This window comes from Microbacterium sp. (assembly GCF_049661145.1).
GTDB lineage: Bacteria > Actinomycetota > Actinomycetes > Actinomycetales > Microbacteriaceae > Microbacterium.
Genome location: NZ_JBASZT010000118.1, coordinates 1 through 11,362, shown reverse-complemented (window position 1 = coordinate 11,362; position 11,362 = coordinate 1). Strand labels below are relative to the sequence as shown.

The window sequence follows — 11,362 nt, the reverse complement described above, 5'->3', positions numbered from 1 at the left end:
GTCCCCGGCGCCCCGACCAGCCGTACCTCGCCGAGTACCACGGCACGCCGGTGTACGACCCCGACCCGTCGTGGCGGGTGCCGGCGCGGTTCATCGCGTACGATCGGCCGCGCCCGGTCGAAGTCGGCGCCGCCGTCGACGGGCTCAGCCACGTGTACGACGCGCCGGGCGAGCTGGAGTTCGAGCACGACGGTGAGACCTACCGGCTCGTCGCATTCCCGGGCCACGGCGAGGGGGCGCTGCTCGTGCTGTTCACCGACGCGACGAGCGGCGTGACGACGTACGCCGCGAACCGTTCGATCTCGGTGCCCGCGCCGGATGCCGACGGTCACACCTTCATCGACTTCACGCGCGCCGTGAACCTCCCCTGCGCATACACCGACTTCGCGACGTGTCCACTGCCGCCGGCGGGCAACCGGCTGCCGTTCCCGGTCGAAGCCGGCGAGCGCATCCCGCTCGCGCGGGTGCACGGCGTCGTGTCGGAGGCCGGCATCGTCCCGGCATCCGACACCCGGTGACATCCCGCGAAACCCGTACTGCGGGTCGAGACCCCCTGTACGGACGCGGGTCTCGACCCGAGGAGGAGTTCTCGCGGGATGTCCCCGACGCTGAGCTGGTGCGGAGTTCGTAGCGCTTCATCGCCGCCTGATGGCTGACACCTAGCCCACCCCAGCCGTCGAGCGTTGCTCGGTCGGCAAGCCCGCCGCGGCCCACGCCGCGATGCCGCCGTCGACGCTCTTGACGTTGCGGTATCCCTGCGCCTTGAGCAGCAGCAACGCATAGAGCGAGCGCGTACCCGCCGCGCACAGCGTCAGCACCGGCGCATCCTTGTCGGTCGGCAGTCCGTCGGTCCTGCCCTGCGACAACTCGGGCAAGGGCACATTGACCGCCCCCGCGATGCGGGCTCGCTCGAGTTCTGCGGGCCCTCGCACATCAATGAGCACAGCTCCGTCGTCGAACTGTGCCGCCGCGGTGCCGGCGTCGACCACATCCGGGCCGTGCTTGGCGAATTCGAACGCGGCCTCGAGGTGCCCCGCGAACGGATTCGCGGGTGCGACCGCTTGCGGCTCCGGCAAGGTATCGGCCGGGAAGAGCTCGGGTAGGTGCCGTTGGAAGGACGACGTGTACTTGAAGACGTTGTCGGGAAAGATCACGACGGCCACGACGCCGGGCTCGTCGGGAATCTCCCGCAACGCCCCCGCGAGCGCCAGCGCGGAACTCGGGCCGGCGATGATGCTCTCCTCCTGGTTCAGGCGCTTGGCGAGGTGATAGGCGTCGGCGTCGGCGACTTCGACGACCGCGTCGTACTCGTCGGGGAGGAAGAACTCGGTGACGCCGAGGGCACGGCGGCTGCGCACGCCCGGGATGTCGTGTCCCTCGGTCGGGTGCACGCCGATGACCTTCACGTCGGGGTTCTGCTGCTTCAGGTAGCGGCCCGTACCGGTGATGGTGCCGCAGGTGCCGAGCGAGGCGGCGAAGTGCGTGATGCTGCCCCCGGTCTGACGCCAGATCTCGGGGCCGGTCGTGCGGAAGTGCGCGTCGGGGTTGTCCGGGTTCTGGTACTGGTTGAGCTCTCGCCAACCGGGCCGCTCCGCTAGCTCCTCGGCTCGCTGCATGGCCCCCTCGGGCTGACCGGGCAGCGGACACAGATCGTCGTCGAGTTCGACGAGGTCGGTGCCGAAGATGCGCAGCGCGGCGCGCTTCTCCAGCGGGACATCCTTCGAGAGCGTGGCCGAGAAGCCGTAACCCTTCGCGTTGGCGATCATCGCGAGGCCGATGCCGGTGTTGCCGGACGTCGGCTCCACGAGGTTCTCCAACTCCTCGCCGCGCTCCTCCGCGGCCCGCACGAGGTTCGCCGCAACACGATCCTTGACTGCGCCGAAGGGGTTGTACCACTCGAGTTTCGCGTACACCTGCGCGTGTTCGAACCCGGTGACCTTGTTCAACCGCACGATCGGCGTGGGATTGTCGGCGTCGGGCAGCAGCTCGAGAATCGAATCGTACGTGCGTGTCGTGTGGTCGGCCATGCCGCTACCTCTCCAGACCTCGGTGTTCGCGCCGCGGGCGCATACCCCAGAGTAGGTGCGGCGCCGGCCCGACCTCTCACGGGTGACCCACTATTACAGCCGCGGTGACGGCAGCCGGAACGGCGCAGCGGCGCGCACCGACGGGTCGAGGACGAGGTCGGCGAGCGTCGCTCCCACCCCCGGAGCGAACTTGAAGCCGTGCCCGGAGAACCCCGCCCCCACGACGATGCGTCCGACCCGGTCGAGCACGAAGGCGGCATCCGGCGTCGACGTGTACGTACAACTGACCCACGCGGCCCGCTCGGGATCGACGCCCGGCAGCCACTCCCGCGCGTACTCGCTCAGTTCCCGCGGGAACGCGATGCGGCGAGGCCGGCGGTCGGGATCGACCTCGGCGCCGACCCGATGGAACCCCACCTTGATCCCCTCACCCGGGGTCGGCATGCCGTACACGTAGGCCGGGAAGCCTGCCGCGGCATGGTTGAAAGACGGCCACGCGAGGTCATCGCGCACCGGCGCGAAGTGCGCGAAGCCCTCCTCCGTGACCCGCAGCGGTGGCAGAGGGATGCCGGGGAGCAGCGCCGCACTCCACGCACCCACCGTCACGACGACGACATCGAAGCCCACCGGGGCACCGTCGGCGAGCGTGAGCGAGACGGCATCTCCCTCGTCGCGCACCGCCGTGACGGGTGTCTCCCAGTGCACCTGGCCGCCGGCGACCACCCGTCGCTCCAACTCGCGCAGGGCGACGTCGGCGCGCGCGACGCCGGCGTCGGGCGAGTACAGCACAACGGGTTCGAATCGCAGTCCGGGCCAGCGCGCCGACGCCTCGGGGGCATCCAGCAGTTCCGAAGCGATGCCGCGCTCGCGCAGCGCACGATCGATCTGCTCCAGACCTTCACCGCCGTGGGTGACCAGCCCGTGCAGGCGCAGCAGCGGCTCGCCCTCGACCACACCCAGCGCGTCCCAGCCCTCTCTCGCCCGCGCCAGCAGGTCGAGGTAGTGCTGCTCGGCATACGCGTTGTTGAAGTTACGCGTCGCGCCGTGCGAGGCCCCCTCGCGGTGCCCACGCGCGAAGCGATCGAACACGATCGGCCGCAGACCGTGCCGCGTCAACGCCCAGGCGGTCGAGAGCCCGACGACCCCGGCACCGACGACGGCGACCCTGATGTCCTCAGCCATGCGCCTCTCCTCACCGCATGCCACATCTCGGTTCACGCGTCGCGCTCCGCTGCCGATCATGTTCGACCGCGACGCCCGCCCGCCACCGTGTGTCGAAATGTGCCGCCGCGTGCCGGAGTGTTACGCGTTCGCGCGGCCGGTCCGAGACCGGTTCATAGTGTCGAAGCCTGGCACCGCGTGAGGCGAGCGTCGTCCTCGGATGCGTTCAGCGGGCCATGACCCACAAGGAGCACCATCATGGCAAGAAAGACCACCCTCGCAGCCGCACTCGCGCTGCCCCTCGTCCTGCTGCTCGGCGCGTGCGCAAGCAACAACAACGCGGACCCCGGCGCCAGCGGCAGCGGAGACACCCCTGCCGCGTCCGAGACCGTGCGCATCGGCACCGTCGGCGCCGGCGACCCGTACTGGCAGACGTTCATCGATGCCGCCGCCGACGAGGGCATCGACGTCGAGCTCGTGGACTTCACTGAGTATCCGCAGCCCAACCCGGCGCTGTCGGCCGGCGAGATCGACCTGAACCAGTTCCAGCACATCATCTGCCTCGCCACGTACAACGTGCAGAACGACGACGACCTCGTGCCGATCGGCTCGACGGCGATCTACCCGCTGGGCCTGTACTCGACCAAGTACACGTCGGTCGACGACATCCCCGCCGGTGAGACGGTGGCCGTTCCCGACGACGACAGCAACCAGGCACGTGGCCTGCTCATCCTGCAGTCGGCGGGCCTGATCACCCTCAAGGACGGCGGCTCGATCTTCTCGCGCCTGGCCGACATCGACGAGGCGAAGTCGAAAGTCAAGGTCATCGCGCTGGAGGCGGCCACGACGGCGACCTCGCTGCCCGACGTCGCCGCGGCGATCATCAACAACGACTTCGTCGAGGATGCCGGGCTGAAGGCCTCCGACGCGATTGCGCAGGACGACCCCAGCGACCCGTCCGCGTTCCCGTACATCAATATCTTCGCCGCCCGCGCTGAAGACGCCGACAACCCCACGTACCAGAAGCTCGTCGACATCTACCAGAACACGCAGGCCGTGACCGACGGCGTGAAGGAAGCGTCCGGCGGCACCGCCGTGCTCGTCAAGACGCCGGTCGAGGACCTCCTCACCTCGCTGCACGACGTGGAAGACGACATCCGCGCCAACCAGTGACGCACTGACGCAGCCGACGATGCGCGTGCCGCCACCTCCTACCCGGTGGCACGCGCATCGTCCATGCCAGGAGAACCCATGACCCTCATTCGACTCACCGACGTGACCAAGGAGTTCCCGGCCGCAGGGCGCGGGGGGCAACCTGTCCGCGCCGTAGATGCCGTGAGCCTCGACATCCCCGCCGGTCAGGTGTGCGGCATCGTCGGCTACTCGGGTGCCGGCAAGAGCACCGTGCTGCGGCTGATCAACGCGCTGGAACTGCCCACGAGCGGATCCGTGGAGATCGATGGCCGCGACATCACGACTCTGCCGGAGCGGCAATTGCGCGCGTTGCGGGGCGACATCGGCATGATCTTCCAGCAGTTCAATCTGTTCGAGTCGCGCAACGTGGCCGGGAATGTCGCCTATCCGCTCGAGATCGCGGGCCGCCCCAAGGCGGAGGTCAAGGCGCGCGTGAGCGAACTGCTCTCGTTCGTCGGGCTCGCCGACAAGGAGAAGAGCTACCCCGAACAGCTCTCCGGCGGACAGAAGCAGCGCGTCGGCATTGCGCGGGCACTGTCGACGAGCCCGCGCATCCTGCTCGCCGACGAGGCCACCAGCGCCCTCGATCCCGAGACCACTCAGGAGGTCCTCGCTCTGCTGCGCCGGGTCAACCGTGAGCTCGGCGTGACCATCGTCGTCATCACGCATGAGATGGACGTCGTCCGCGAGCTGGCCGACCGCATCGTCGTCATGGAGAACGGCCGCATCATCGAAGACGGTCCGGTCTTCGACGTCCTCTCGCACCCGCAGCAACGACCGACCCAGAGGTTCGTCGAGAGCATCATCGAAGCGGTGCCGCACGGCGACAAGCTCGCGGCGCTCAGCCGGCGTCACCCCGGCCGCATCGTGTCGTTCACCCTCCGAGAGGGAACGGTGTCGCAGGCCGACGTCTTCCGTACGCTCGCTCAGCACGACGTGCAGTTCGAGCTGATCCACGGCGGCGTCAACGACATCGACGGACGGGTCTTCGGACATCTCACCCTCGCCCTGAACGGCACGCCCGAGGCCGTGCAGCGGGGTATCGACGCCGCGTCGCGCTTCGTCCCGTTCATCGAGGAGGCCCCCCTTGGATAGACTCATCGAACTGCTCCCGCAGCTCCTCCAGGCAACCTACGAGACGCTCTTCATCGCCTCGTTCGGCCTTGTCGTCGGCGGCCTGCTCGGTTTCGTGCTCGGTTTGGCGCTCTACGCCACCCGTGCCGGCAGCCTGTTCCCGAACCGGGTTGTCTTCGGCATCCTCAACGTCATCGTCAACACGTTCCGGCCGATCCCGTTCGTGATCCTCGTGTTCGCCGCGCAGCCGATCGCACGAGCCTTCGGCCTTCCCGGCATCGGCATCGGCTTCGCCGTGTTCGCCGTCTCCGTCGCGTCGTTGTTCGCGATCAGCCGCATCGTGGAGCAGAACCTCATCACGGTGCGCCCCGGCGTCATCGAGGCCGCGCGGGCCGCCGGTGCAAGCAGGTCACGCATCCTGTTCCGCCTCGTCCCGCGCGAAACACTCGGCGCACTGGTACTCGGCTACACGTTCATCGTCGTAGCGCTGATCGACATCACGACACTGACCGGCGCGATCGGCGCCGGTGGTCTCGGCCAGCTCGCCCTCGTGTACGGATACCGGCAGTTCAACCCGTGGGTCACCTGGACGACCGTGCTGGTCATCATCGTCATCGTGCAGCTCGTGCAGTTCGTCGGCAACGCCCTGGCGCGCCGCATCCTGCGGCGCTGACTCCTGCTCGGGAGCGTGCGCACCCTGTACGTCGCGATCGCGAGCGTCTACGGGTGGCCGCACCGCGTTGCCCTCTCGCGCGAAGAGCGTCGCGCCCCGGGTGGAAGAGCGTCGGCGGCAGGAGCGGGGAGGAACCGTCGATCACGAGGTCGGCGAGGATCTCACCGACCACCGGGACGAACTTGAACCCGTGCCCGCTGAAGCCGCACGCCGTGGGTCTCCTCGATATAGACCGGATGCCGGTCCTCGCTGTACGCCTCGTACGGCACCGCGTCCGTGTAGTCGGGCGAGATCCGCGTTGGCGATGGTCGTCTCCTCGGGGCGCACGTAACCGGCATCCGCCTCACAGACCGCAACAGCAACCCATCGGACCGACACCCAGCACGATGAGCTCAGGCCGAGGTCCTCGACGTCAGCCGGCGATGCTGCGCGCGAGCGCCTCGCGCGCGTACTCGCTCGTAGACATGTTTCGCTGACGTGCGATCTCGGTCACCTGGGCCCACAAGGCCGCGGGAACGCGAACAGAGTGCGTTTCCATCGGCTCGGTCTTGACCCAGACGGGTGCATCGCGAGTGAGTATCGAGTTCGGGAACCCAGCGTCCGCTTCGTCTGCCCAGCGCTCAACGTCGGAATCGGTGAAGGCGACGCCGTTGACATCGGTGTATGTACTCATCGTGTGTTCCTCGATCCTCGATCCTCGCGTTCAACCTACCCGAAGGGGTATCGGACTCTCGTGAGGGTCCGAGCCGCCGATGGCGAGGGCGGCTGCGACTGCTGCGGGCCGGGTTGAGACGCCGAGTTTGCGGTACACCTGGGTGACGTGGAACTTCACGGTGTTCTCGCTGATCGAGAGGGCTTGCGCGATCTGCCGGTTCCTTTTCCCCTCCGCGAGCAGGCGCAGAACTTCTGCCTCGCGTGGCGCGAGGTCCCATTCTTTCGGCGGCGCGGTGCGCACCGGGTCGAGGGGCAGTCGAACGTCGAGTTGTGAGCCCCAGCCCGGGACGCCGGACAGGGTGACGTGCCCGCCGAGGGCGGCAGCGTTGGCGCGAGCGGTTCGTAGGCCCGGTGCGTCTTGGTCCATCTCGCCGGGCCCGTCGTCGCGCACGTTGATCAGCAGGTTGGTGCCGTCGCAGTCCCATTGGACGCGTACCCGATCGATGCTGGTCTGATCGTTCATGGCCAGCACAGCGCTGCGGACGATCGAGCGGGCCGCATGGGCGATCTCGCCCGGGAGCGCTCTGCCGTCCACGGGTGGTTCGACGAACTGCACGTCGAGATGGCCGTACTGCGTGAGCGGGCGAAGGTCCGCGCGGAGGCGGTGAAAGGCCCGGGCGACCGGCTCCTCGGAGACCGCCACCGCGACATCGCTGGCTGTTTTCGCGGTCACGAGTGCGTGCGTCGCGATCTCCGTCGCCGCCGTCCGGGCCCGCCGGTCGTCGATGTCCGGGCTGCGGAGGATGGCGAGGACCGACTCCAGGTCGGTGGCGTGGCGCTCGGTGAGCTCGGTTGTGATCCGCATCCGCTCGCTGGAGACGGCGCGTGATTCCACCAGGTGGTGCGGGGCCGCGTGGGCGACCTGCTGTCGAATGTGCTGCGCCGCGACCTCCCACAGCCCCCGCGCTGCCGCCCGTGCCGGCTCCGGCTCCGGCATCCGATCAGGTGCCACGCACAACACGACCACCGCGCCGGTGCGTGCGCGCCACGCGACGACGTCGCGACGGATGCCGGCGATGTCCGCCGAATCGACAGTCTCGCCGCTCTCCAGCCGCCGCCGGACGTTCTCCATCTCGACGAGGGTGACCCGTTCGACGATCTGCGGGTCGCCGGACTTCTTCTGCGGCCTGCCCGTGCAGTCCTCGGTGAACACGATCAACGCGTGATGCGGGACGAACGCCCGCGTCGCCTCGCTCAGGCGATCGGCCACCTCCAGCAGCGGGGCAGAGACGAGCGCGAGCACGGACTCCCACACCCACCCCGGCATCCCCTCGTCGAGGCGCGGCGACCGATCCGGCGCGGGGGCCTCGTGCGCAGTCATCAGCCCAGTGTACGTTCGCCGATCTGCGCGGAACCTACCCGAACTGACGAGATATCACGCACAACGGGTAGGTCCCACGGGCGGCACAGACAGCGAGGCTCTACGTGTGCCCCAGTCCTCCCCCTCCACAACAGCTCCCGACACAACAGCTCCCGACACAGCGGCTTCCGTCCAGAACGCGCTGCGGATCATCAGAGACGAACTCACCGCGACGCTCAACGCGATCGATGCCGACGCCGCCGAGCACGCCATGTCGCTGATCGGATCAGCTCCGCGTGTGTTCACGCTGGGCCAGGGCCGCTCGGGCATCGCCCTGCGGGGATTGGCGATGAGGCTGACCCACCTGGGGCGCACGGCCCACGTCGTGGGCGACACGACATCCCCCTCCGTTCAGGCCAGTGACGTTCTCGTCGTCGCGTCGGGATCGGGAACGACCGAGACGATCGTGCGCGCAGCGACCAAGGCCGCCGGCCTGGGCGTGAAGGTCGTCGCGTTCACCTCCGCACCCGAGTCGCCGCTCGCTGCCATCGCCTCCGCGGTCGTGCCCATCCGGGCCGCGACGAAGACCGACCACTCCGCGGCCGCATCCGAGCAGTACGCCGGAGGCCTGTTCGAACAGTCCGTCCTCCTCCTCTCCGACGCGATCTTCCACACCCTCTGGAAGCGCAGCGGCGCCACGGCAGAACAGCTGTGGACACGCCACGCCAACCTCGAATAACCCGCAACCATCCCCCCTCACCTGTCTCTCGAACGATCCCGCCGAAAGGAACACACCACATGACCCGTCTTCAGGTCGCCATCGACCTTCTCTCCACCGAGGCCGCCCTCGAACTCGCCGGCAAGGTCGCCCCCTACGTCGACATCATCGAGCTCGGCACCCCGCTCATCAAGAGCGAGGGCCTGCCCGTGATCCGCGCCGTGAAGAACGCACACCCCGACAAGACCGTCTTCGCCGACCTGAAGACCGCCGACGCGGGCGCCCTCGAAGCACAGATCGCATTCGACGCGGGCGCCGACCTCATCACTGTCCTCGGCAGCGCCGACAACTCGACCATCGCCGGTGCCGTCGCCGTCGCCAAAGAGAAGGGCAAAGGCGTCGTCGTCGACCTCATCGGCGTTCCCGACAAAGCCACCCGCGCCCGCGAGGTGCACGCCCTCGGCGCCGAGTTCGTCGAGTTCCACGCCGGCCTCGACGAGCAGGCCCAACCCGGCTTCAGCCTCGACACCCTCCTGACCGCCGGCACGGCCTCCGAGGTCCCGTTCTCCGTCGCCGGCGGCGTCAGCGCGACCACGATCGAAGCCGTCAAGGCATCCGGCGCATCCGTCGCCGTCGCCGGCGGCGCGATCTACTCCGCCACCGACCCCGCCGCCGCAGCGGCCGAACTGCGCGCCGCACTCTGAACCAACCACCCCATGGAGGAGTGGGATGGCCGGTAGCCGGTCATCCCACTCCTCCATCCCGTGTCACTCCATCGCGCATACCGATACTGCGCATCGCTGCGGCGCTGTGGCCGGCGCGGGGGTCTCCAGCCTCCAGTTCCGGGCCATCCGTGAGATTCGCCTACTCGGCAACGCCGACGGCGACCGACTCGAGAACGTCGTGCATGTGGATGCGCGTGCCCAGATTGTCGGCGTCACCCGCAGATGCCCGGGTCAATCGTGTTGAGATGGCGGCCAATGCGCCGGCCTCGGCGGAATCTCTGCATACCCGAGTGCGTTGCTCCTCATGGAGCGCAGTGTCGGTGGTTGAGGAATATCGTCTGTTCTCACCCGGGTCCCTTCCCGCTCCCGCGGGTGGGCGCGTAGCCTGGTACCAACCCGGAGAGAAACCACCATGATCGCCGCTGAGGACATTCAGTTCACGCACGACATTGATCCGATGTCGGTTGCGGCGTTCTTCGTGCGCGCAGACCAGGAGCGTGTGGAGCCTGATATCACCCCATTGAAGCTGCAGAAGCTGCTTTACCTGGCGCAGGCCAACTACCTGGCCTCCACTGGTCAGCGGCTGTTCGCCAGCCACGTCGAGGCGTTCGACAACGGGCCTGTGGTTGACGTGGTTCGGCGGCGGTTCCAGGGGCGGCAGATCATCGCGCTCGACAGCCGGTCGGAAGAGATCAGCGCCGAGCTTCCCGCCGACGTACATGACTTCCTGACGCGCGTGTGGGAAAAGTACCAGGACGACTCGGCCAGCCAACTGTGGCGTCTCACGCACAGCCAGGACCCATGGAAGGACGCCTACGTGCCGGGGCAGTTCCACACCCGAATCCCCGACGAGGCGATGCGTCAGTACTTCACCGATCGGGTGCCCGCTGCCGAGCGCATCTTCCACGCGAACGTCGTCGTCGTCACACCCGACGTGTTCGAGGATGACGCAGTTGCCGACGAGCGGTTGCATGCTTTCCTGAACTCATGACGGCAGTGCCCTGGGCCGATACTACGAGGCTTGCCACGGCGGATCAGATCGCCAGATTCGAGTGCGACCGCGTCGGCGTCAACGAATGGCTGCACGACAAGGCCCTTGCAGCACGCCCGAACGTGCAGACGACGCTCTACGTCGACGCGGATGGAGGTGTCATCCCGTTCGCGGCCACGACGATGGTGATCGTCAACGTCTACGAGGGCACGAGTGCCCAGCGCGCCGGGAGCCGAGAGGGAAGCTCGGTGGGCTTCCTGCTCGCGCAAATGGGCGTGCGCACCGGCTTGACAGGGGCCGGGATCGGCAAGGCCGTGCTGCGCGAGGTGATGGCCGCATCCGTGCGCGCCTACCGGGAGGCCCCCTTCCCACTCTTCGTTGTTGATGCCGCTGACGAGGCCCTTGTCGGATACTACGAGCGTGCAGGACTGCGCCGCCTTGCCGGACAATTCCGGCTCGTCACCCCCATGCGCCAGATCGCCAAGTCCTTCGACACCGGGAAGTAAGCGATCGGACGCGATCCGAGCACCCACACGTCTACGCGCAACCGCTGCTGCTCGAAGTCTCGCATCTGGGCACTCACGGTGGTGACCACGAGCTAGTAGTACTTGGTTAGGTTGGTCCGGCGCGTTGGCAGTAGGGGCAGCAGCTGAGGAGACGGATGACCGCGGTTTGGAGTTCGCGGAGGATGCCGTAGAAGCTCAGGCTGCCCCGTGGGCTTTTGGGTCGGCGGTCAGGCGCTGGATGGTGATGAACAGGTGCGCTGCCGTCACGAGCGTCGTGTG

12 protein-coding genes are annotated in these 11,362 nt (G+C 68.1%); 8 read left to right on the top strand and 4 right to left on the bottom strand.

The window, feature by feature from the left end:
- Positions 1-518: DUF1684 domain-containing protein (locus WBP48_RS05330; protein ID WP_424437171.1), on the top strand; the 518-nt coding region annotated here is incomplete at its 5' end.
- 141 nt (positions 519-659) lie between these two features.
- Here the strand turns inward: WBP48_RS05330 and WBP48_RS05325 are convergent.
- On the bottom strand, positions 660-2,027 hold the full coding sequence (locus tag WBP48_RS05325) for a pyridoxal-phosphate dependent enzyme (protein ID WP_424437168.1): 1,368 nt from the start codon (positions 2,025-2,027) through the stop codon (positions 660-662).
- Between the two features lie 93 nt (positions 2,028-2,120).
- Positions 2,121-3,209, bottom strand: coding sequence for an FAD-dependent oxidoreductase (locus tag WBP48_RS05320; protein ID WP_424437165.1), 1,089 nt, complete (start codon positions 3,207-3,209; stop codon positions 2,121-2,123).
- A gap of 237 nt (positions 3,210-3,446) precedes the next feature.
- On the opposite strand from WBP48_RS05320, the gene WBP48_RS05315 reads away from it, so the two are divergent.
- The 3 genes from WBP48_RS05315 (at position 3,447) to WBP48_RS05305 (ending at position 6,129) form a co-directional block, all read left to right on the top strand.
- A complete protein-coding gene (locus tag WBP48_RS05315) occupies positions 3,447-4,361 on the top strand; it encodes a MetQ/NlpA family ABC transporter substrate-binding protein (RefSeq protein WP_424437162.1) in 915 nt (304 codons plus the stop codon).
- Between the two features lie 78 nt (positions 4,362-4,439).
- Positions 4,440-5,477 (top strand): methionine ABC transporter ATP-binding protein, encoded by a 1,038-nt coding sequence (locus WBP48_RS05310; RefSeq protein ID WP_424437159.1) that lies wholly within the window; start codon positions 4,440-4,442, stop codon positions 5,475-5,477.
- Positions 5,470-6,129 carry a methionine ABC transporter permease gene (locus WBP48_RS05305; protein ID WP_424437156.1) on the top strand — a complete coding sequence of 220 codons (660 nt, stop codon included), beginning with the start codon at positions 5,470-5,472 and terminating at the stop codon, positions 6,127-6,129. The genes WBP48_RS05310 and WBP48_RS05305 overlap by 8 nt, the downstream gene beginning before the upstream one ends.
- Before the next feature lie 412 nt (positions 6,130-6,541).
- Here the strand turns inward: WBP48_RS05305 and WBP48_RS05300 are convergent, their stop codons facing one another.
- Both WBP48_RS05300 and WBP48_RS05295 read right to left on the bottom strand, forming a co-directional pair.
- Positions 6,542-6,802, bottom strand: coding sequence for a hypothetical protein (locus WBP48_RS05300; protein WP_424437153.1), 261 nt, complete (start codon positions 6,800-6,802; stop codon positions 6,542-6,544).
- 30 nt (positions 6,803-6,832) lie between these two features.
- A complete protein-coding gene (locus WBP48_RS05295) occupies positions 6,833-8,164 on the bottom strand; it encodes a helix-turn-helix transcriptional regulator (RefSeq protein WP_424437150.1) in 1,332 nt (443 codons plus the stop codon).
- A gap of 106 nt (positions 8,165-8,270) precedes the next feature.
- On the opposite strand from WBP48_RS05295, the gene hxlB reads away from it, so the two are divergent.
- The 4 genes from hxlB (at position 8,271) to WBP48_RS05275 (ending at position 11,083) form a co-directional block, all read left to right on the top strand.
- The gene (gene hxlB, locus WBP48_RS05290) at positions 8,271-8,882 is read left to right on the top strand and encodes a 6-phospho-3-hexuloisomerase (RefSeq protein ID WP_424437147.1); all 612 of its coding nucleotides are present in this window, start codon (positions 8,271-8,273) and stop codon (positions 8,880-8,882) included.
- A gap of 59 nt (positions 8,883-8,941) precedes the next feature.
- Complete coding sequence (gene hxlA / locus WBP48_RS05285; protein WP_424437144.1) at positions 8,942-9,565, top strand: 3-hexulose-6-phosphate synthase; 624 nt, start codon at positions 8,942-8,944, stop codon at positions 9,563-9,565.
- A 433-nt stretch (positions 9,566-9,998) separates the two neighbouring features.
- Positions 9,999-10,577, top strand: coding sequence for a Panacea domain-containing protein (locus tag WBP48_RS05280; RefSeq protein ID WP_424437141.1), 579 nt, complete (start codon positions 9,999-10,001; stop codon positions 10,575-10,577).
- Positions 10,574-11,083: a hypothetical protein gene (locus WBP48_RS05275; RefSeq protein WP_424437138.1), complete on the top strand. Its 510-nt coding sequence runs from the start codon at positions 10,574-10,576 to the stop codon at positions 11,081-11,083. Before WBP48_RS05280 ends, WBP48_RS05275 begins: the two co-directional genes overlap by 4 nt.
- Positions 11,084-11,362: the final 279 nt, after the last annotated feature.

What these genes read in the sequence shown, in the direction of transcription:
- WBP48_RS05325 (WP_424437168.1), bottom strand. Translation starts at nt 2,027, where the DNA reads ATGGCCGACCACACGACACGCACGTACGATTCGATTCTCGAGCTGCTG.
- WBP48_RS05320 (WP_424437165.1), bottom strand. Translation starts at nt 3,209, where the DNA reads ATGGCTGAGGACATCAGGGTCGCCGTCGTCGGTGCCGGGGTCGTCGGG.
- WBP48_RS05315 (WP_424437162.1), top strand. Translation starts at nt 3,447, where the DNA reads ATGGCAAGAAAGACCACCCTCGCAGCCGCACTCGCGCTGCCCCTCGTC.
- WBP48_RS05310 (WP_424437159.1), top strand. Translation starts at nt 4,440, where the DNA reads ATGACCCTCATTCGACTCACCGACGTGACCAAGGAGTTCCCGGCCGCA.
- WBP48_RS05300 (WP_424437153.1), bottom strand. Translation starts at nt 6,802, where the DNA reads ATGAGTACATACACCGATGTCAACGGCGTCGCCTTCACCGATTCCGAC.
- WBP48_RS05295 (WP_424437150.1), bottom strand. Translation starts at nt 8,164, where the DNA reads ATGACTGCGCACGAGGCCCCCGCGCCGGATCGGTCGCCGCGCCTCGAC.
- hxlA (WP_424437144.1), top strand. Translation starts at nt 8,942, where the DNA reads ATGACCCGTCTTCAGGTCGCCATCGACCTTCTCTCCACCGAGGCCGCC.
- WBP48_RS05280 (WP_424437141.1), top strand. Translation starts at nt 9,999, where the DNA reads ATGATCGCCGCTGAGGACATTCAGTTCACGCACGACATTGATCCGATG.
- WBP48_RS05275 (WP_424437138.1), top strand. Translation starts at nt 10,574, where the DNA reads ATGACGGCAGTGCCCTGGGCCGATACTACGAGGCTTGCCACGGCGGAT.